Raw genomic sequence first — 21,046 nt, forward strand, 5'->3', positions numbered from 1 at the left:
TTACTCTGTTTAACTGCTAAATAAATTTAACATTGGTATAACATTAGCACTGAAACTGCTCAACTACTATACAGTTTTTTTTATTTACACAGCGAAATTGTTAGTCAGGAAGCTAAACTTGATTATAATACGCCGCCCCCGAATGTGGGTGGGCGAATTTTTTATTTGAAGCGTGAGTAATAGGGTGCGGATATGACAGAAAATAAGGTCGAGTGGTCAATTGACGATGCTGAGCGCACTTATGGTGTCTCAAGCTGGGGTGGCGGTTATTTTAGTATCGGTGAAAATGGCAATGTAAAGGTATCTCCGGATCCTAAAAATCCAAACGTACGCATCGATTTTAAGTCGGTGATTGATGAGATTTCACAGGAAGGCATCCAGTTTCCTGTGGTAGTGCGTTTTCACGATATTCTTCGTTCTCAGGTCATTGGTATTAATGAAGCCTTCAATCAAGTGATTGCAGATGCCGGTTATCAAGGCCAATACAATGGTGTGTACCCGATAAAAGTAAATCAAATGCGTGAAGTGGTTGAAGAGATCGTTGACGCAGGGGCACCATACAACTACGGCCTTGAAGCTGGTTCTAAATCTGAGTTACTCGCTGTATTGGCGTTAAATACTAATCTCGACTCTCTCACGATACTCAATGGCTATAAAGACGAAGAATTCATTCGTTTGTCTTTGCTTGGCAGAAAACTCGGTCGCAAAGTGGTCGTTGTCATTGAGAAGTATTCTGAACTGCTGATGTTGGTCAAAGTATCTAAAGAATTAAATATTGAGCCGATCATTGGTCTGCGTTCAAAAATGACCGCCTTGGGTCGCGGAAAGTGGCAAGGCTCCAGCGGCGATCGCGCAAAATTCGGTTTAACAGTACCTGAAATCATTAACTCTGCGCGCTTCCTCGAACAGGAAGGCATGGCCCACACGCTTAAACTTCTGCATTTCCATATTGGTAGTCAGCTCCCTGATATCCGTGCAATTAAAGACGCGGTAAACGAAGGTGCACGAATTTATTCAGAGCTACACAAAATGGGGTTCGCGCTAGAGTATGTTGATGTAGGTGGCGGTTTAGGCATCGATTATGACGGCAGTAAATCAACTAACGATTCTTCTCGTAACTACAGCTTAGCCGAATACGTTGCCGATGTTGTTTACGGCATGAAAGAAGTGTGTGACTTAGAAGGTGTTCCTCATCCTAACTTAGTGACTGAAAGCGGCCGAGCCATTACCGCGCATCACAGTTGCGTGATCACAGAGATTGTTGGTGAAATTAAAGCTGATGGCGCGAGGCTCGACACCACGGAGGTGGAAAATGAGCATGTACTATTAAAAAACATGCGTGAACTCTATTTGAGCTTAGACGGTGCCAGAAACCTACAAGAGATATACAACGATGCGTCTGAGTGGAAAGAACAGGCTGTATCAGCGTTTAAACTACGTGTTATTTCTTTAGAAGAATTGGGTAAAATTGAAACCATTTACTGGCAAATTTTACGCTGGGTTCAAGTTCAATATCGTGATGTGGAATTTGTTCCTGAAGGTTTGCAGCATCTCGACTTTTCACTTTCTTCACAATATTTGTGTAACTTCTCTATATTCCAATCTGCTGCAGATACTTGGGCAATCGACCAATTACTGCCGGTGGTACCATTAACTGGCATGGATAAAGCACCTGATATCAATTGCTCACTAGTCGATATTACTTGCGATAGCGATGGCAAAATTGATCAGTTTATTGTTGACCGCAATCTACAAAACATCATGCCTATTCGCCAACTTGAGAAAAATGAGAAAGCCCATTTAGGTTTATTTCTAACAGGCGCTTATCAAGACGTTATGGGCGATATGCACAATTTGTTCGGGCGACTAAATGAAGTGCATATTTTTAGCTTCGATGATGATCCTGAAGACTTCTATATAGAGGAAGTCGTGAAAGGTTCGTCTGTAGAAAATGTCTTATCTATTATGCAGTACCATCCGAGTGCGATGGCAATGGATGTGAAGCGCCAGATAGATAAGCAAGTAGCGAACGGTCAAATTCCACCGCGCGAAGGTGTGAAATGGACTGATTTCTACGAAAATTGCTTAGAAGGGTATACCTACCTTAAAACAAGCTAAACTCAAACCAAAAGCAGGGCAAGGGCCTTGCTGTTCCCAAGTGAATATCAGCCTCTTTCGTTGAATGGAACGAAAGAAGGAATAGTGAAGCGCTCTCCTCTTAAAAAGCGTCACTCGGCAGGACGCCGAGTGTCGAGCGTGCCATGGATGGCCTTGAAGCGACTTTTTAAGGGGAGAGCGCTTTGCTAGTTCTTCGTCTTAATTCAACAAGTGTACAACCACAGCAAGGCCCTTGCCCTGCTTTAGGTTTGATTAGTTTGCGTTGTTTTTTGCGCGGTAGGCCTTTATTTGACCTTTCCAGAAATCAGCGGTGATTTCATTAATGAGGTTAGATTCTGCGTTCATCAGCATGGCATAGCCCACACCTAGCTCAGGCGAAAATGCTACGTCAGCGCGGTATCCTTGCACCCAGCCGCCATGATAAATAATCTCAATGTCATCCACATTATAAACACGCCAACCCAGAGCGTAATGGGCGTCTTTAATGACTTTTCGCCATTCACGACGATACATCTCACGTTTGGTTTTCACACGTGGAGTGGTGATCGCCGTCACGAGGTCTTGGTTAATGATTTTAGGGTATTCAACTAGCATGGCTTTTAGCCAAATCTCCATGTCGGCTGCGCTCGCATTGATGCCAGCAGCAGGGTTATATTTATAGTAGTTATCTTTCACCTTTACGCTTACCCAGCGATTCTTATCTATTGCTGCGTGTGGCTTTGCCCATTTTTTAGATGCCATTAAGGCTTCCATACCCACACTGGCAGTTGGCATTTTTAGCGGCTTGATCAGGTTATTTGTAATTTCGTCTGCAAAGCTGGTTTCTTTGCCTCGATAGTATTCTTCAAGCACGCCAAAAAAGGTGTTTTGGTAGGTGTAACACACGCCTGGTTTACATAAGGAGTCGAGTTTTTCCAAATGTTGTAAAACGCGCGGTAATTTGTAGTTGGCTTCAATGAGGTTGTCGTAAGCGTTTGGTATAAAACCAGTTGACTGACCGATAAGGTGCTCTAAAAGAATCGGGGTATCAGCGTAGTTATCGAATTGATAGTCGGGTAATAAGTCTTGAAGGCTGTTTTCCCACGTGAATTTATTTTCTTCAATTTCTTTTGCTACGAAAGCAGCAGTAAACGTTTTAGATACAGACGCTAAACGAAAGACGGTCTCTTTATCAATTGGGGTACCGTGACGATCTGTTTTGCCATAGAAGGTAAATGTGCTCTCTTGGTCTCTCTCAACCATGACAAAGGCGAAGCCAGGCAACTTTTTTTGCTTAGCTTGAGCCTTTATTTCTTGGGTGTACTTGGCTACCCACTCGCTCTGCGCAGCGGGTGCTACGAACGAAATTGCTAACAGAGTAAAGGCCAAGGATTGCTTTAATAGAGACAAATTAACTACTTATTTTTATTATTTTCCAGGCCGTATTATCCTCCATATGCCCTGGTAAGTTCAAGCCATGTTCGTTCTTTGTGCAGATGCATTGATGATGTCGTTGTTCTTTTCCTTATTCGAATAATTAATGAGCAGTTCCGAAAATGACGTGTTTTTGATCTTAGACGCGCTACACTCTGCTCATTGCAATTTAGCGGTATTATTTATGTACATGCAAAACCTGAGTATTGAACAAATTAGAAAAGCGCGTGAAGCTCGTGATCCACGCTTTGATGGTTTGTTTTTTATAGGGGTGAAAACAACAGGCATTTTTTGTCGTCCGATTTGCAAAGCGAGAGCGCCGCTCGAAAAGAATGTGGAATACTATGATACTGCTATAAATGCTATTAAACATGGCTTTCGACCTTGTTTAATGTGCCGTCCAGACAGTGCGCCAGGTTCATTTGCTTGGAAAGGCGTCGAAACGACTGTGGAACGAGGCGCGCGTTTATTGGCTGAAAATTTGGATTTAAGTATTGCCGATATCGCAGAAAAGTTGGGAATATCGACTCGATATTTTAATCAGCTTTTCAATGAGCATTTGCAGGTGGCACCCAAAAAATATCAGGTTTATCACCGCCTGTTGTTTGCTAAACAACTGCTGCATGAGTCAACTCTTCCTATCGAAGAGGTTGCTCTAGCGAGCGGTTTCAATGCTGCAAAGCCAATGCAAAGTCATTTGAAACAACATACGGGTTTGTCACCAAGCCAAATTCGCAAAGCCAAATCATTCAGTAAACATAATGACGGCGAGACAATCACGGTGCTGTTGAGCTATAGACCGCCTTACAATTGGGCGTATGTTCGAGACTTCTTCGATATAAGAGCATTGCAAAGCAATGAAATAGTGACGCAAAATAGTATTAGTAAAGCCTTAGAGATTGCTGGCAAAGCAGTGCGTTTTTGCGCGGTGCATGAAGGAGAACATAATCGCTTTAGGGTTTACTTTGATCTATCTGATATTTCTGTACTAAAGGCCAGCATTCGAATGGTTAGGAAGATGTTAGATTTAGATTCTGATGCTACTTTTATTCAACAAGGCATTAAACAATCGGGAGTGCCTGAAGGCTTGTTGACTCATGGCATTCGTTTACCAAGTATCATTAATCGCTTCGAAGCAGGCTGCCGTGCCATTATTGGTCAACAGGTAACAGTAAAAGCAGCCATAGGACAACTTAATTTATTACAACACAATTTATTGGGCGAATTTGAGAATAGTAATGGTAAGGAAAGCGATGCTTACAAAGCTTTACGTCCATTTGTGAGTCCAGAACAGGTAGCGAATGCCGATTTATCGTTCTTAAAAATGCCGAATGCACGCAAAGCGACATTGAAAGCATTTGCACACTTTATGTGTCAGCACTTCGACGCGGATATTAAAGAATGGCTGAACATTAAAGGTATCGGTCCTTGGACGGTAAATTATGTTGCTATGCGAAACTCAGACTTTCCCGATATCTTTTTAGATACTGATTTGATTATAAAGAATCGTATAAAAGCCTTAGCGCAAAGAGGTGTCGAAATTAACTCGATGGCTGCTGCTCCGTGGCGCAGTTATTTGACGCTAAGTTTATGGAATATGGAGTTATAGGGACCAATGAATACACAATTAGAAAGTAGTAAATACCCACAATACGACCATTTGTATAAAAGCGTTGTGACCAGCCCCGCGGGTTCGCTGACCATCTTTGCTGATGAAATCGCTGTCAAAGCTATCGATTTTAGCGACACACACCCAGCTGAAAATGAAAATAGTGTTTCTAGGCTTGCAGCTCAGCAGCTAAAAGAATACATTGCCGGTGAAAGAACTGAGTTTTCACTTCCTCTCGCGCCTGACGGAACCGATTTTCAAAAAGCGGTTTGGGCGAGTTTGCTTGAAGTAAAATTTGGCGATACAGCAAGCTACTTGGATATAGCGAAATCGATAGGGAACGTGAAGGCTTGCAGAGCAGTCGGCGCAGCAAATGGTAAAAACCCCATCCCTATCGTAATCCCTTGTCATCGAATTATTGGCTCCAATGGCAAATTAACAGGCTATGCGGGTGGCTTGCAGCGTAAAACATATTTGTTAGCACTAGAATCTAAGGGTGACATTGAAGACTTCTCACTTACTTGAATTATTGTTATTGGGTGCCATTTGGGGAGCGTCTTTCATGCTGATGAAAGCGACCGTGCCTTCCTTTGGTGTGTTCGCGCTGGTAGAATTACGAGCAAGTTTAGCTGCCCTATTTTTGTTGCCGGTGGTTTATTTTACAAAGCAATTTGCTGATTTAACTGCAAACTGGGCTAAGTTGTTGTTTGTCGGTGCAGTGAATACCGCAATTCCTTTTTGCTTATTTTCCTATACAAGCGTTCATTTAGACGCAGGTTTAACCGCCATATTGAATGCAACGGCACCTATGTTTGGTGCCATTATCGCGTTCTTTTATTTACAAGATCGTATTGGCTTGCATGGTGTTATCGGCATTTTCCTTGGATTTTTAGGCGTTGTTGTTATCAGCCAAGACAATCAATCCACTACCCCCGTGACGTTGATTCCAGTTTTGTCTGCGCTGGTTGCGACATGTTGCTACGGTATTGCTGCGTGTTATATGAAAAAACATTTGAGTGGTGTTAAGCCGTTTGCCATCGCCGCTGGAAGCCAAGTTTTTGCTGCTTTACTTCTCATGCCATTGGCAGTTTACACCTGGCCAAGCGTTAGTCCTGATCTCACCACATGGGGAGCTGCCCTCATCTTAGCCGTTCTTTGTACTGGCGTTGCATACATCATGTACTTTGATTTGATTGCTAAAGTTGGCGCTTCTCAAGCAATGACTGTGGGTTATTTAGTACCAGTATTTGGCATATTTTGGGGCATGGTTGTACTGGGCGAAACACTGTCTGCGTATGCGATTACGGGAGGTAGCATGATAATACTTGGCGTGATGATCACGACAGGGATCGTCAGGCGACGCCGGAAGATCCCTTCGCTTTAAAAGTCGATTGGTGGTGCAGTGGTTTTTGCCGTATCAATGTTGTCGAGAGCGGGTTTGAGTCTCAATATTGCAGATACAAAGTTGTCGTCATTTTCTAACTTCACTTTACACGTAGAAAACTTCAACATCGCCTGCTGTTTTTCACACTCTGATTGAATGGTCGCTAGACCATGTCTCACATTTTCCATAAATAGTGAGGCTTTGTCGGCATTGGTGTTTTGGAGCAATATCAACCATTGGCTCTCATTCACCTTTCCTAAATAGCCTTCGGTACTGAATTTATCCAGTGACTCAATTAAAAATTCAGATACTTTGGTGCCGACACTACTGAGTGCAGGTATACATTCTGCGGTAAGTGGTTTTTGGTATAAATCGTTTAACTGAATTAGTGCTATATAGGCATCATCAGAATAGGACTTCGCGTCGATAATATATTTGATTGTTTCATCCGATGGCATTTTACAGTAAGGCAATACAATGGCATCGCTCTGCAGATCCTTGCGGAAATAGAAAAGTAAATTGTAGATAATTAAAAACAGTATGAAGATCACGGCCAAAACCGAGATGACTGAAAAAATGAAGCCTCGGCTGATTTCGGTTTGTTGTTCTTCGAGAGGTGACATCAACAGTAGCGTCCAATCGAACAAGTCCAGGTTTACTTGTGCAATAAGCACATCTTCTTCATTTATGGTAATAAGCTGGTTATTGATATCTATCGGTCGAGTTGTGGTTTCATCTATTGGTTCTGAACTCTCAGCTAGAAGCGCTTGATACCAGCTTAAATCTTGTAGTTTATTGAATTTGGACTGACTCGCATTTAAAGCAGGAGCGGAAGAAAGCATGATCGTGCCTTCAGGGTCGACAAAAATAAAATCGTGGCCGTATTTGGCTTTATGTTGTTTGAATACGTCAATGAATTTTTCAAGGCTTTGCGCGACACCAAAGAAGCCAAGAAACTCACCTTTTTCGCTAAATATTTTGATATCTATAAAAAAGTGCGTGTCTTCCCATTTACCAATGTCACCAACTGAAAGCTCAGGTCTGTCTCGATATTTAAAATACCAACTTACCTCACCCTCGACCAACTCTAAGGTAGTGCCATCTGAGTTGAATTGTTTCTTTTGTTTCTCTAGGGCAACAAAAAAACCCATGTCGAATTCACGTTCTAGGCGACTCAGGGTTGAAAATATTTGGGTTTCATTTACGTTTTCAGAAACTGCCGAATCTCTCACAATATTGATAAGTTCTTGCGATTGGCTAAGTGTCTCGGCAACATGAAGTGGCTCTATTACTTGCTCTACAACTAAACGTACTGCAGGTGAGAGAGACGCCTGGTGAGCTCTGCTTTGCTCAGCCACTATTTTGGTCATACTGAAGTGCACAAGGGTAATGATTGATATCACGACCACGGCGAAAAGAATAAGAATACTGCGATGTAGCGTACGAAAAATGTTCATTTTTTCAAAGTAAAAAACGTCCTGTAAATTTAGCGCGCATGATAGCTTAATATTTAAACAAGGTCTACTGACAAGGTGTGCCCACTCAGTTACACTACTGCGCAAATCAAAAAGGAATGTTACATGTCACTATCCGTTATTATCCTAGCTGCCGGTAAGGGTACTAGAATGAAATCTTCGCTCCCTAAGGTCTTGCATAAAATTGCAGGGAAACCAATGGTTGAGCACATCATCGATACAGCAAAAGAGCTCGATTGCCAAAGCCTTAACTTAGTTTATGGTCACGGTGCTGACCTATTAAAAACGGCGCTTGATCACCACCAAGTAAATTGGTGCTTACAGGCTGAACAATTGGGTACAGGTCACGCTGTTCAACAAGCAGTTGAACACATAAAGGATGATGAAGATGTGATGATCTTAGTGGGTGACGCACCACTAATCAGTGCAGATACTCTGCGTCGCTTGGTTGATGCAAAAGCTTCTGCAGATCTAGCACTGCTTACAGTACATCTTGATGATCCGACCGGAATGGGCCGTATCGTTCGTGACGGTGACAATATCAAAGCGATTGTTGAACACAAAGATGCAAGTGACGCACAACGAGAAATAAAAGAAATTAATACAGGCATGATGTTGATGGCTGGTAGCGATTTAAAACGCTGGTTAGGCGCCCTATCCAACGACAATGCGCAAGGTGAATACTATTTAACTGACGTTATTGAAATGGCAGCTAATGAAGGGCTGACTATTCGAGCTGCACACCCAGTATGGGAAAGAGAAGTAGAAGGTGTAAATAACCGTGTTCAGCTATCATCTTTAGAATGCGCTTATCAATTACGCAATGCTGAAGCATTAATGATGGAAGGTGTCAGCCTCGCTGACCCACACCGCATTGATGTGCGAGGCTCACTGACGGTTGGACAAGATGTGACAATAGACATCAACGCCGTTTTCGAAGGCAATGTCACTATTGGAAATAATGTATCCATCGGGCCAAATTGTGTTTTGAAAAACTGCACAATTGGCGACGGTTCAGTGATTGAAGCATTTTCATTAATTGAAGACGCAACGGTTGCAAATAGCTGCACTATTGGCCCTTACGCTCGCCTACGACCTGGTGCAGACCTACATAATGGCGCCAAAGTAGGAAACTTCTGTGAAGTGAAAAAATCAGTCATCGGAGAAGGTTCAAAGGTCAATCATTTGACCTATATCGGCGATGCTGAAATTGGCAAAGGTGTGAACGTAGGGGCGGGTACGATTACTTGCAACTACGACGGTGTCAACAAATTCAAGACGATCATTAGTGACGGTGTGTTTGTTGGTAGTAATAGCTCGCTGGTAGCGCCAGTGTCTATTGGCACGAATGCAACTGTCGGCGCCGGTTCTGTGGTTACTAAAGATGTAAATTCAGAAGAACTGGCTATTGCTCGTGGTAAGCAGCGCTCGATTGCTGGTTGGGAACGACCTAAGAAAAAATAAACCTACCCTAGTCAACCTAGCTATATGAGGCCAGTAGAATTCATTTTACTGGCCTTTTTTGATCTTTACGTTCACTAAACACTACCTTTGATATATATTAGGTTTATCTAATATAAGGTTGTGTATGCTAAACGAATCTCAAAACACAAAATTAGCCGAAAATGCTAAGCAAGCGGAACAGTTCTTGAAACTGCTCGCCAATCAATATCGACTTCAAATTTTATGTTCATTAGTAGCAGGGGAGCGCAGCGTCGGTGAGCTAGAATCCCTTCTGAATATTTCGCAATCAGCTTTATCACAACACTTGGCGAAGCTTCGCGAATCCGAAGTAGTCGCAACTGAGAAAAAGGGTCAGATGGTTTACTATCGACTCGCAAGTATTGAAGCCAATGCAATTCTATCAACCTTGTACTTGATATATTGTAAAGATTAGATATTAGGTGTGCCTAATGTCTTTGTCAGTAAACAAACTGGGGTAACTATGAAGTTCCAAAATATCGATGCACTACAAGTTAAACGCTGGCTAGACAGTGAAGATGCTATTTTAATTGACGTGCGCGAGCCAGCCGAGTTCTCCACTAATCATATACAAGGAGCCACTTTATTACCCTTGGGTAAGATTACATCGAGTGATTTACCGCAAACTGAGCAGAAAGTGGTTATATATTGCCAAAAAGGGGCACGGGGAAATTCTGCTTGCGTTAAAGTGACGGATCAAGATGAGTCTGTCACCGTCTATAATTTAATGGGTGGTATTGAAGCATGGCAAAATGCAGGCTTTGATACTCAAATTGGCGAAAGTTCAACTTTACCCCTAGACAGGCAAGTACAACTGACTATCGGCGGTTTTGTTTTGTTGGGAAGTATAGCAACGTTCGCTATCGACTCTGCATTCATTGTAATTCCGGCACTTTTGGGTGCAGGTCTTCTGTTCTCTGGCGCGACTGGCAAGTGCAATCTTGCAATGATCATGGCCAAACTGCCTTGGAATAAATAGGTCAAAGCCAATACCCCCTCCACTCCTTTTTATCTTCAAGGGTTTTGGCTGCGAATTTGCAAATCGAAAGAAAATAACTATAATGCCTTTCGATTTGAAATTTAAGGCCTTGCGTTTTGCAAAAAAGAAACACTCAACAGCGTCGTCGTGCGATCATTGAACGCCTTAATGAGCGCGGCGAAGTAGCAGTTGATGAATTAGCAAAATACTTTTCTACGTCAGAAGTTACGGTTCGTAAGGACTTAGCTGAACTAGAGAACAACGGTTTGTTGTTGCGGAAGTTTGGCGGCGCAGTTTTACTGCCTGCTGAGTCTTCAGAGCTTTCAAATGAAAACCTTTCGAGTCGAAAGAAAGCAATTGCTGCTTTAGCGGCAAGCTTGATCAAAGATCATAATCGCATCATCGTTGATGGTGGTAGCACAACCTCAGCACTTCTCCCTCATATTCTGAAAAAACTAGGCTTGGTCGTTATGACTAATTCTTTACATGTAGCTAATGCCTTGCTTGAAGCAGAGAATGAACCTCAAGTATTGATGACTGGCGGTACATGGGATGCGCAGTCGCATTCTTTTCAAGGCCAGATGGCGGAAAACATGCTTAAAGCCTACAATTTTGATCAAGCTTTTGTTGGTGCAGCGGGAATAGACGTCGAGCGCGGCACAACGACATTCAATGAACTGGTTTCACTTAGCAGAACAATGGCCGATGTAAGTACGTCGCTCATTATACTGGCCGAGTCAGAGAAACTTGAGCGCAAGATACCGAATATAGAGTTGCCTTGGAAAAGTATTTCAGTGTTAGTGACTGATAGTTCAATTCCCCCTGAGGCAAAAAAACGAATAGAGGCGCATGGCGTTACCGTTATGTGCGCAAAGGTTTCAGCAGAGTAATACTGAAACCAAATAGAATTTAAGACAGATTAGGACAAAATTATGTGTGGAATTGTTGGCGCGATTGCCGAAAGAAACGTGGTAGAAATTTTATTGGAAGGCCTGAGACGCCTCGAATACCGTGGATACGACTCGGCAGGTGTTGCATTGCTCGATGGTGATGGGAATCTGCGCAGAGAGCGTCAGGTTGGTAAAGTAAAAGCGCTCAGTGACGCAATTGCAAGCAACCCAATAAAAGGCTCTACCGGTATTGCTCACACGCGCTGGGCAACACATGGTGGTGTAAACCAAAAGAATGCGCATCCACATTTCTCCTCTGAGCGCATTGCCGTTGTACATAACGGTATTATCGAAAACTATGAAGCCTTGCGCAGTGAACTTCAGGCGAAAGGTTATACTTTCGGCTCTGATACAGATACCGAGACGATTGCTCATACCGTGCACGAAGAAGTGAAAAAAGGAAAAGATCTACTCCAAGCCGTTCAAGACTCGGTGAAGCTTTTCCATGGTGCTTACGGCACAGTGATCATGGATAAAGAAGACGCCGAGCGTGTGGTCGTTGCTCGTTCAGGTAGCCCGCTTGTGATTGGTTTGGGCATTGGTGAAAACTTTATTGCGTCTGATCAAATGGCGCTATTGCCAGTGACGCGTCGTTTCATTTTCCTAGAAGAAGGTGATGTTGCTGAGATAACACGAACGTCGGTTTCTATTTACGATGAAAACGGTGACAGTGTTGAACGTGAAGTCTTTGATTCAGAATTAGAGCATGACGCTGGCGACAAAGGTGGATATCGCCACTACATGCTAAAAGAAATTCATGAGCAACCAACGGTTGTGCGCAATACCTTGCAAGACCGCTTAGGTGAAACCGATATCGTAAGTGGTATTTTTGGTGCTGGCTCAGAGGATATTCTAAAAGATATTCAACATGTTCAGATTATCGCTTGTGGTACGAGTTATCACTCTGGCATGACGGCGCGTTATTGGCTTGAGCAGTATGCCAATGTTTCATGTAACGTCGAAATTGCATCTGAGTTTAGATACCGCAAATCAGTGGTGCACCCGAACAGCTTGCTAGTGACTATTTCACAGTCGGGTGAAACGGCCGATACGCTGGCTGCACTTCGCCTTGCTAAAGAACAAGGCTATATGTCTAGCTTGACCATTTGTAATGTCCCTGGCTCGTCATTGGTCAGAGAATCTGACATGTCTTTCATGACGCTAGCGGGTGCTGAAATTGGTGTGGCGTCAACTAAGGCATTTACAACTCAGTTGACGGGTTTCCTAATGCTGACATTGGCTTTAGGCCGATACAACAACATGTGCCCAGAAGATAAAAAAGCCATTATCGATGGTTTGCATAGTCTGCCAAGTAAGCTTGAAGAGACTTTGACCCTGACTGCTGGAATTGAAACCTTAGCTGAAGAATTTGCTGATAAAAATCACAGCTTGTTTTTAGGTCGCGGCGACCAGTATCCGATCGCAATGGAAGGTGCTCTTAAGCTAAAAGAAATTTCATACATTCACGCGGAAGCTTATGCTTCAGGCGAGCTGAAACATGGCCCACTAGCGTTAATTGATGATGAAATGCCTGTTATTGTCGTAGCGCCAAACAATGAGTTATTAGAGAAATTAAAATCAAACGTAGAAGAAGTGCGCGCTCGTGGCGGCATCATGTATGTATTTGCAGATAAAGATGCACATTTCGCAAGTGACGAGACTATGCGCGTCATCAACGTACCGCATTGTGAATCGCCTATAGCACCGATTATTTATACTATCCCACTACAGTTATTATCTTACTATGTGGCGGTAATTAAAGGGACAGATGTCGACCAGCCTAGAAACTTGGCGAAGTCGGTTACAGTAGAGTAGAGAGACCTACTTTAAAAAGTAAACATGTGGATGAGTAATAAAGTTGTTTACATAGTAATAAAGTAGATAACTGAGTAATAGAGTTGTTTACTAAAACCATCTGAGCTAATCTGAATTCAGACTAGCTCAGATGGTTTTTTTATGGCCAAAAAGAGATATTGGAATACTGAAGCTAAAAATGCTCGCTGGATTAAGCAACGGCGCGGGCAAGGTGTAGGTTCTGAATATAAACCCTGGCTTAGTGTAAGAGATGTTCCATCCGAAGGTCGGTCTCATCGTGTTTTTGGCCATCTAACCCAACGAACCCATCATCTTCTATCTGATTTAGAGCTAGCAACTTTTCTGCTATTGCAATGGAGAACGTCAACGCTCGATATCAGAGAACAATTTCCTTTAGATATTACGATTACAAAGCAACTTTGTAACGAAACAGGAATACTGCACCCTGCCATTAATGGCGTACCACAATTTATGAGTACAGACTTTGTTGTTAACTCTAAAGAAAAAGACAAGGCGTTATTTGCCGTACAGGTTAAAGACAGCTCAGCGCTTAGGGATGCGAGAACTGTAGAGAAGCTAGAAATTGAGCGCCGTTTTTGGCGAAAAAAGAACACTCCTTGGTATCTCGTGACTGAAAAAGAAATACCAGCCGTAGTCTTCAAGAACATTGAATGGCTTTATAGTCTTCAAAGCCAGGAATTGAGCTTAGATGATGAATCACAATACTTTAATTTCTATTCAAAGCAAATTGCTGAAAACTTTCAACTAACAGTCATTGATATCTGCAAAAAAATAGACATCGCTTACCGTCTTGAATTGGGGGAAAGTTTGTTTCAGTTGCGCCTTTTGCTTGCACGACGGTATTTCCATTTTGATATTTCCATTCCTTACAGCAAGCTTCGTTGCAGTGATTTGCTGTCAGAATCTTTTGATACGGTAGTAGAGGTATTGCATGTATCAGGTTAATGAAGTTCTTTGCCTTGATGATGAGTTATTCAGAGTTCTCAAAATAGCTGGGAAAGATATTGTATGGATTGCCCTGGATGACAAAAACGCCTTTCCTTCCCTCGAATCTCTAGATTCTTTAGAGCAGTTGGTTCTCGATGAAAAGCTAATACGGGAAAGAGATCCCTTTGCTTATTTACAACAGGAAGCGCCCGAACCGGGCTCAAAAGCAGCAGCAATTCGCGATAGAAACTTCAAAATGCTGCAACCTTTAATCGAAGAGCCACTTTTTTACATACCAAAGATACGTTCGAAAGTATTCAAGTCGATACTTGAAGTAGAAGACATTTCTAAACCCTACCTGTACCGCATTGCAAGGCAATATTGGAAGCGCGGCCAGATACCAAATGCACTCTTGCCTGATTATCCTAATTCAGGAGGAAAAGGTAAACGCCGTCAGGCAAAAGACAAAAAACTGGGTCGACCAAGAGTTCATATGGAAGGTGTGGGGGCGATCATCGATGAAGCAACCGAAAAGCTTTTCCGCATTGTAATCGATAAGTACTTGTTAAAAGAGAACGAATTTTCACTCCCCTTTGCGCATCGTCGATTAAAACGATTATATGACCAACTCTTTCCAAACACCCCTGAATCAGAAAAGCCGACCAAATGGCAGTTGAAGTACTTCTACGATCGGGAATACGGTTTTGAAGAAAAAATAATTAAGAAAACGCCCACTCAACACTATAAAAAAGATATCAGACCATTAACCAGCACAGCGACCATGCAAGCCTTTGGCCCAGGGGCGCGCTATGAAATAGACGCAACCATCGCAGATATTATCCTGGTTGATGATAATGACCGAACACAGCCAGCGGGTAGACCAATCTTATATATTGTCATTGATGTTTTTTCCCGTTTTGTAGTTGGTTGGTATATAGGCTTTGAAAATCCATCCTATGTAGCGGCGATTCAGTCTCTTCATGTTGCTATGACAGATAAGAGCGATCTATTTTCTTCGCTAGGAATTGAGTGCTGCGAAATGGACTGGCCTTCATCAGGTCTACCTGAATCAATTCTTGCTGATCGAGGTGAACTGTTAGGGCATCAGATTGAGGGGCTTGAAGAAGCTTTTTTCGTGAGAATTGAAAACACACCTCCTTATCGCGGAGATGCCAAGGGAATTGTAGAAAGGAATTTTCGTTCTTTGCAGGCAGAGTTTAAACCATATGCTCCAGGCGTTGTTTCAGGAACGACCGTAAAAAAACGCGGAGGTAAAAACTATTGGCTGGATGGAAAGCTAACAATTTCGGAGTTCACTGAAATTCTTATTTCCTCGATTATCATGCACAACTTTGTCGACCCTATGGAAAAGTATGATCGAAGTGAAGACATGCCTACAGATCTACCAAATGTCCCAATTCATTTATGGAAGTGGGGCTTACAAAACCGCACAGGTCGGCTCAGAAAAGGCGATGAGGAAAACCTTCGAGTTGCACTCTTACCTAGAGAGCATGCGACAACCTCAGAAAAGGGCGTGTGTTTATTTGGTTTGTATTACTCTTCTCCAGAAGTGCTGTCGTCAGGCTGGTTACATCGGACAAAATCTTCTAACAGGCCTGAGAAAGTGGTAGTTGCATATGACCCTAATGTTGCTGATAAAATTTACCTTTTATATAAACCAAATAGCCGAGATTATTGGGTGTGCAAACTCACTGACTTGTCACGAGAGTACCGAAACTGCTCCTTTTGGCAGGTTTGGCGCAAGCAAGATGAACAGAAAAAAGAACTTTCCAAACAGAGACTAGCTGCTGACAAAACGAGAGCTGCCCACGAAGAGCGAATAGAAAATATAATTAGTTCGGCAGTCAAAGATACACCAAGGTCTTCCAAAACCAACACGGAGAGAATGGCCGGAGTAAGTAAAGCTCGTGCAGCCCAGTTAGAAACCGAGAGAACCCACAGAAGGGCTTCAACAACTTCTTCAACGCCGTCAGCTAAGATTATCAGTCTGCGCGAGAGTTCCGACGATGATGAATATCCTGATTATGAAGACGAACTATTCGATGGTGGGGATGACTAGTGAATCTTCCAAAAAATTACGTAGTTGCTGAATACAATGACACGGGTGTACCGCAATACGGCGATAATCCATTTATCGAGGCGCTACCGCCAATACTCTCGGTCAAACAAGCTGGTACAAACTTAAAAGGAAGAATTCTTTACAAGCCCTCGGACAGAAATGCCGATGCCAAAGCTAGAATGCATATGGTGGTTTCTCTGCTGGATGATTACTTTCAACCCTTGTCGCAGCATGTCCTTTTAGAGGAGCGTATCAGCATGATGATACGCAGAGGATATGTCGGTAGAAATTTAAATGATGGCTCATTGAATAGAAAACTGCAGGAGGGTTATGAGCTAATTAAATCTGATGGAACGCAGCCAGTAAATTTTGCTACTGAAAAAACTACTGCCCGGAGTATGTCACTGATTGGTATATCCGGAAGCGGTAAAAGCAGCTCCTTAAATCGAATACTAGAAACTTACCCTCAAGTTATTTTTCACGAGGCACGCAATTTTATTCAAACTACATACCTCAAAATCGAATGCCCAAGCAATGGTGATCTGGAAAGCCTATGCCTTAATTTTTTCAGCGGTGTGGATAACATTCTTGGGTCTGATTATGAGAGGCGGTACGCGAAGCAGCGTTTGTCTTTGCCGAAAATGTTAGCCTTGATGCGTCAAACAGCTAACAACCGGGCTATAGGTGTTTTAGTTATTGATGAAATCCAACGCTTGAGTCAAGTGCGGTCGGGTGGCAAAGAACACATGTTGGAGTTTTTTGTAGAACTGGTGAATCAGGTCGGTATTCCAGTAGTGCTTGTGGGTACGCCAAAAGCACGACCGATCCTCGAACTTGAGATGCAATCCGGTCGACGGAGTTCGGGGATAGGATCTATTTATTGGGAAACTATTCCGCAGAAGATAGATAAGGCAGGCAAAGGTCTAGTTGATAATCCAAATTGGATTCGGTTTACCAATGATTTGTGGAAATACCAGTGGCTGAAACATGCGGATGATCCTCTCACTAACGAAATTAGAGATTGCTGGTTCGACCTTTCACAGGGAGTACTCGATATCGTCGTCAAGCTGTTTGTACTCTCTCAGCTTCGAGCTATTGCGAATAAAAAAGAAAGAATAACCGAAGGGATAATGAAGTCAGTTTATGAGCAGGAACTTAAGCCAGTCCAGCCGATGCTTGATGCGCTTCGTTCTGGAAATGCTGAGCTAATCGTAAAATATTCAGACCTGCGTGGCTTGGATATCGAAAAGCGCCTTATAGAAATCGGAAACCAGATTATCGCCTCGCGTCAAAAAGAGGAACAGGGCCTCTTTGGCGGTAATAATGAAGCTCTTCATTTGTATAATTTGATGCTTCAACTCGATGAAAATTATGATGAAAAGCTCTTGGTACCTTTGGTAAATAAGGTATTTAAACAGTACCCAAACGCTCAGTTTAAAGAAATGCTCCCTATTCTGATTAAATGGTATTCAGAATGCGAACAGGATGAGCCTCCTATCGCTCAGAAGTCTATGAAGAGAAAAGATTGGTGTGACTTGGAAAGCGAAGACTTGCGCTATCTATTCGATCTTTGCGATACAGAGAATAAAGATCTTCATGAAACCTTGGACAGAAGGGGGATGTTTTTTAACTTGGAAGACTGGGCAGCAGGTTTTTAATGCTTGGATTTCCTACCCCTTACCCTAATGAGCTGTTGTATAGCGTCATTGCTAGGACTGGGGTCCATGAAGGAGAGACATCACCGAAACAGCTATTAAACTCGGTGTTTGCAAATAAAAAAGTTATTGCCACGGTAGATTTGCCCAGCCATGTCGGGCGTATTGCTGATCAGTATCCAAAATCGTTGAGCTTATCTGCATTGGATCTAATAGAAAAGCATACTCTTTGGCCGATCTATGCCCCTTTTCTGCCGAATGACCGAAGGAAGTCGGTTGAAGAATGGATGTGTGATAGATCGCAAGGAGCTGCGCATTTAGCGTCTGGAATCGTAGCATCGAGAGTTCTCGCTAAGAGGGTAATGCTGATGTGCCACTGCTGTCTTCAGCAGCATGAGCAAGAATATGGTGAAGCCTTTTGGGATAGGCGATGGCAAGTCCCCGTAGTCGATTGTTGTCCTATTCATGGGGCGCTATCTGAGACCGATATAAGGAAAAATGGTGAGCATCGACATGCCTATGTTTCGGTCTTACAAAGCAAAATTGTTGGTAGTCATCCAGAAACAGAATCAAGCAAGCGCTTTAGTGAATTGGTTTATCAGTTATTTGATTCGTTCGTAAAAAGCTCGCCTAGTTATCAACAATGGACATCCTTTTATCGTAATTTGGCGTTTGCAAATAACTTTCGAAACGGTAAGCGAATCGATCATCAGCTCATACGAAGCCAATTCATTTCGTATTGGGGTAAAGACTGGTTGAAAAAGAAGAACCTGCTCCCCTCCACAAGTGATACCTCGTGGTTAAGAAGTATTTGTCGAAAGCACCGTAAGGCGTTTAGTTTTGCAGAACATATAACGGCCATACGATCCTTATCTCAAGGCCAAATGTCGACAGTACAGGCGCTCGAGAGAGCTTTAAATATAAATGAGAGGTGCGAAAAAAAGAAGGCAAAGATAATAGCCGAAATTAACACGCTGACGGTAGATCAGAATAAATGGCTGTCACTCGTGCTTGAATATGGGCCAAAGAGTGCAAGAAATGCACAGCCTGCACTATATGCTCGCCTGTATAGAAACAACCATGACTGGTTAGTCAATGTAGATAAAAAACATAAGTTGCCTCCGGTGAGTGTGAATCGCCGTGTCGAGTGGTCTGCACGTGATAGTGTGGCTGCCAGAGCATTACTCGACTTTGTTCGGAGGGTAGAGAATGACTTGTCTGTGCCTCGGTTAACACAGACATTTTTGGTACATCAATTAAATAATAGCGCGACAATAGAGAAGAATTTATGCCGTTTGCCGCGCTGTACCGCCATTTTAAAAAGATACACTGAATCTGTTGATGAGTATCAGATAAGGCGTCTGACTCGAGCCTATATCTCATTTATCGAAAGCAATACGATGATAAAAGAATGGGTATTGCTTAGAAAGTCAGGCTTGAGTGAAGTGCGCATGTCAAAAGTTGTAAAAGAGTTCTTAGGGGAGATTGTCAGGGATGGCAAACAATGCAAAATATAAGCACATTGAAGATGACTCGAAAATAAGTGCAATTGGTTCGTTATTTCGAGGCGTTAATAATAAGTTGTGGGCGATAAATCTCGACTTTTCGAACAAACCTTCCAAGAGTGTTCAATTCAGCGCCGCGCCCATTCTTGTTCGACGGAGAATATTAAACTCGACGAGTGGTAATAAAAAGTTGGGTTTACACCGTCACCTGACGATTGAAAATGCACATCATTGGCAGTTAGCTAAACTCGACGACTGCCCTGCATATAACAAAGCTCCCAGAGGACGAGACCACGCTCAGTTTTGCTTTGTCGCGGATGCTGCTGACAGGAAGATTTATATTCCTCAGCTAGAATTGGCCAGAGTACTTTTCTTTCATGACCCCTTCTTAGCTAGATTAAGTTTGCAGCATAACGCTTTGGCCGAGGACTTCTTTATAGACTTAAACAATGATAGGCAAACCATTTATGTCCGTGAAGGAGCAGAGTATCCAGTACATTATTTCAACGGAGATGATAACAGGCGCTTTCTGAGCTGGGTTTTAATGGACTCAGATGCACGGCAGTCGTTTGAAAGCATCAGTGCCAGTTTATTGCTTAATCAAATCCGAAAGGGAAATTACGATCACTGGGATTTTTCCTTTACTCCTCCTTCATTAGGTGGAGTAGAGCTAGAAATGACAGGTTGGGATGACCGTGATTCCGGAACGTTTTTCGTGTGGGAAATTCATGGAATCAAGGAGCTACCCTCTGAGGTCAAAGGTGAAGTCGACTTTGTGCACCCAAAATATGAACGTAAGGTAGGAGGCAAGCCAGTAAAAGGTAACGGTTCTAAAGGAGAGGCCCCAGAGCAATATGAGTTGAATGATGATGAGCTGTCGGATACCGATAAAGCCACTATGGCGCTAATCTCTGATTCGGTTAAAACCAGTTTTAAGACGCCATTTATTACCAACCGAGTTCCTAAGAAGCTTAAGCCCGTCAACAATATAATCGGTAACGGCGATAAAGAAGTGCTAGATAAGAACCTAAGTGCCAACGAAAAGGAAGAAACGGGTGATCTTCCTGGTGGTGCTTGGAACAACTTAGATGACCAGACAGATGATACTCATCTATATTTGTCGAAGTTCAAGTCATTCTCAGACGCCATAAAATGTTTGGAAACACATCACCAATGCAGAATCGTCACTCGTGAAATTTTCAAGCTACCAAAGCGAGACAACAGCAGAAAAGACCTGCATATGTTGGAAGATACGCATAACCCAAGATGTATGAATTTAATAGAGGTAGAGTATAAAGGTAGTCCAATAACGTTACTTGAGATAGATACTTCCGACGGTGCAGCAAAACTCTCGACAATGATGTTAAGAATAGGTTTCAGTGGATGGTTGTCAGATAATATGAGTCGAATATTACAGGGGATCATGAAAAAGTCGTTGGGTTGGCCAACTAACATATTTATGGAAAAATTTGATCAATCCGATTTTTCCGGTATCCACCACCCTAAATCAAAACACTCAGGTCGCATAAAGCCAGAAGAGATACCTCCATGGGCTCAGAGGTTTGTCAATTGGATGTCTAGGTAAGTAGATTGGTAAAAACCTATTACTCAGAAAGGCCATTTGCATTCTAAG

General features: G+C 42.7%; 16 protein-coding genes. 14 read left to right on the top strand and 2 right to left on the bottom strand.

Annotated elements, in window-relative coordinates:
- Nucleotides 1–192: 192 nt before the first annotated feature.
- Complete coding sequence (gene speA / locus RM544_RS12400) at nt 193–2,118, top strand: biosynthetic arginine decarboxylase (RefSeq protein WP_311362119.1); 1,926 nt, start codon at nt 193–195, stop codon at nt 2,116–2,118.
- 252 nt (nt 2,119–2,370) lie between these two features.
- On the opposite strand, the gene RM544_RS12405 is transcribed toward speA, so the two are convergent.
- A complete protein-coding gene (locus tag RM544_RS12405; protein ID WP_311362120.1) occupies nt 2,371–3,507 on the bottom strand; it encodes a serine hydrolase domain-containing protein in 1,137 nt (378 codons plus the stop codon).
- Between the two features lie 130 nt (nt 3,508–3,637).
- Here RM544_RS12405 and RM544_RS12410 point away from each other — a divergent pair, with 130 nt between their 5' ends.
- The 3 genes from RM544_RS12410 to RM544_RS12420 are packed head-to-tail and all read left to right on the top strand — an operon-like array spanning nt 3,638 to nt 6,524.
- A complete protein-coding gene (locus RM544_RS12410) occupies nt 3,638–5,140 on the top strand; it encodes an Ada metal-binding domain-containing protein (protein ID WP_311362121.1) in 1,503 nt (500 codons plus the stop codon).
- A gap of 6 nt (nt 5,141–5,146) precedes the next feature.
- Nucleotides 5,147–5,665, top strand: a complete 519-nt coding sequence (locus RM544_RS12415; RefSeq protein WP_311362122.1) for a methylated-DNA--[protein]-cysteine S-methyltransferase — start codon at nt 5,147–5,149, stop codon at nt 5,663–5,665.
- Entirely contained in the window at nt 5,643–6,524 is an 882-nt protein-coding gene (locus RM544_RS12420; protein ID WP_311362123.1) for a DMT family transporter, read from the top strand. Before RM544_RS12415 ends, RM544_RS12420 begins: the two co-directional genes overlap by 23 nt.
- Here the strand turns inward: RM544_RS12420 and RM544_RS12425 are convergent.
- Complete coding sequence (locus RM544_RS12425) at nt 6,521–7,981, bottom strand: diguanylate cyclase (RefSeq protein ID WP_311362124.1); 1,461 nt, start codon at nt 7,979–7,981, stop codon at nt 6,521–6,523. The two genes, RM544_RS12420 and RM544_RS12425, sit on opposite strands and share 4 nt — an antisense overlap.
- Before the next feature lie 123 nt (nt 7,982–8,104).
- Between RM544_RS12425 and glmU the strand changes: the two genes are divergently transcribed.
- From glmU to RM544_RS12475, 10 genes are all read left to right on the top strand, one after another.
- Nucleotides 8,105–9,463: a bifunctional UDP-N-acetylglucosamine diphosphorylase/glucosamine-1-phosphate N-acetyltransferase GlmU gene (gene glmU / locus RM544_RS12430; protein ID WP_311362125.1), complete on the top strand. Its 1,359-nt coding sequence runs from the start codon at nt 8,105–8,107 to the stop codon at nt 9,461–9,463.
- Between the two features lie 124 nt (nt 9,464–9,587).
- A complete protein-coding gene (locus RM544_RS12435) occupies nt 9,588–9,896 on the top strand; it encodes an ArsR/SmtB family transcription factor (RefSeq protein WP_311362126.1) in 309 nt (102 codons plus the stop codon).
- A 48-nt stretch (nt 9,897–9,944) separates the two neighbouring features.
- Nucleotides 9,945–10,460 carry a rhodanese-like domain-containing protein gene (locus RM544_RS12440; protein WP_311362127.1) on the top strand — a complete coding sequence of 172 codons (516 nt, stop codon included), beginning with the start codon at nt 9,945–9,947 and terminating at the stop codon, nt 10,458–10,460.
- Between the two features lie 116 nt (nt 10,461–10,576).
- A complete protein-coding gene (locus tag RM544_RS12445) occupies nt 10,577–11,350 on the top strand; it encodes a DeoR/GlpR family DNA-binding transcription regulator (protein WP_311362128.1) in 774 nt (257 codons plus the stop codon).
- A gap of 42 nt (nt 11,351–11,392) precedes the next feature.
- Nucleotides 11,393–13,225, top strand: a complete 1,833-nt coding sequence (gene glmS, locus RM544_RS12450; protein ID WP_311362129.1) for a glutamine--fructose-6-phosphate transaminase (isomerizing) — start codon at nt 11,393–11,395, stop codon at nt 13,223–13,225.
- 141 nt (nt 13,226–13,366) lie between these two features.
- Nucleotides 13,367–14,191, top strand: coding sequence for a TnsA endonuclease C-terminal domain-containing protein (locus tag RM544_RS12455; protein ID WP_311362130.1), 825 nt, complete (start codon nt 13,367–13,369; stop codon nt 14,189–14,191).
- Nucleotides 14,178–16,253 (top strand): TnsB C-terminal domain-containing protein, encoded by a 2,076-nt coding sequence (locus tag RM544_RS12460; RefSeq protein WP_311362131.1) that lies wholly within the window; start codon nt 14,178–14,180, stop codon nt 16,251–16,253. The genes RM544_RS12455 and RM544_RS12460 overlap by 14 nt, the downstream gene beginning before the upstream one ends.
- The gene (locus RM544_RS12465; protein ID WP_311362132.1) at nt 16,253–17,911 is read left to right on the top strand and encodes an AAA family ATPase; all 1,659 of its coding nucleotides are present in this window, start codon (nt 16,253–16,255) and stop codon (nt 17,909–17,911) included. The genes RM544_RS12460 and RM544_RS12465 overlap by 1 nt, the downstream gene beginning before the upstream one ends.
- Complete coding sequence (locus tag RM544_RS12470; RefSeq protein WP_311362133.1) at nt 17,911–19,425, top strand: TnsD family Tn7-like transposition protein; 1,515 nt, start codon at nt 17,911–17,913, stop codon at nt 19,423–19,425. Before RM544_RS12465 ends, RM544_RS12470 begins: the two co-directional genes overlap by 1 nt.
- Complete coding sequence (locus RM544_RS12475; RefSeq protein ID WP_311362134.1) at nt 19,403–20,998, top strand: Tn7-like element transposition protein TnsE; 1,596 nt, start codon at nt 19,403–19,405, stop codon at nt 20,996–20,998. The genes RM544_RS12470 and RM544_RS12475 overlap by 23 nt, the downstream gene beginning before the upstream one ends.
- The last annotated feature ends 48 nt before the right edge of the window (nt 20,999–21,046 follow it).

Source organism: Brumicola blandensis (genome assembly GCF_031846165.1).
Taxonomy (GTDB): Bacteria; Pseudomonadota; Gammaproteobacteria; order Enterobacterales; family Alteromonadaceae; genus Glaciecola; species Glaciecola blandensis.

What these genes read in the sequence shown, in the direction of transcription:
- speA (WP_311362119.1), top strand. Translation starts at nt 193, where the DNA reads ATGACAGAAAATAAGGTCGAGTGGTCAATTGACGATGCTGAGCGCACT.
- RM544_RS12410 (WP_311362121.1), top strand. Translation starts at nt 3,638, where the DNA reads ATGAGCAGTTCCGAAAATGACGTGTTTTTGATCTTAGACGCGCTACAC.
- RM544_RS12415 (WP_311362122.1), top strand. Translation starts at nt 5,147, where the DNA reads ATGAATACACAATTAGAAAGTAGTAAATACCCACAATACGACCATTTG.
- RM544_RS12425 (WP_311362124.1), bottom strand. Translation starts at nt 7,981, where the DNA reads ATGAACATTTTTCGTACGCTACATCGCAGTATTCTTATTCTTTTCGCC.
- glmU (WP_311362125.1), top strand. Translation starts at nt 8,105, where the DNA reads ATGTCACTATCCGTTATTATCCTAGCTGCCGGTAAGGGTACTAGAATG.
- RM544_RS12435 (WP_311362126.1), top strand. Translation starts at nt 9,588, where the DNA reads ATGCTAAACGAATCTCAAAACACAAAATTAGCCGAAAATGCTAAGCAA.
- RM544_RS12440 (WP_311362127.1), top strand. Translation starts at nt 9,945, where the DNA reads ATGAAGTTCCAAAATATCGATGCACTACAAGTTAAACGCTGGCTAGAC.
- glmS (WP_311362129.1), top strand. Translation starts at nt 11,393, where the DNA reads ATGTGTGGAATTGTTGGCGCGATTGCCGAAAGAAACGTGGTAGAAATT.
- RM544_RS12455 (WP_311362130.1), top strand. Translation starts at nt 13,367, where the DNA reads ATGGCCAAAAAGAGATATTGGAATACTGAAGCTAAAAATGCTCGCTGG.
- RM544_RS12460 (WP_311362131.1), top strand. Translation starts at nt 14,178, where the DNA reads ATGTATCAGGTTAATGAAGTTCTTTGCCTTGATGATGAGTTATTCAGA.
- RM544_RS12470 (WP_311362133.1), top strand. Translation starts at nt 17,911, where the DNA reads ATGCTTGGATTTCCTACCCCTTACCCTAATGAGCTGTTGTATAGCGTC.
- RM544_RS12475 (WP_311362134.1), top strand. Translation starts at nt 19,403, where the DNA reads ATGGCAAACAATGCAAAATATAAGCACATTGAAGATGACTCGAAAATA.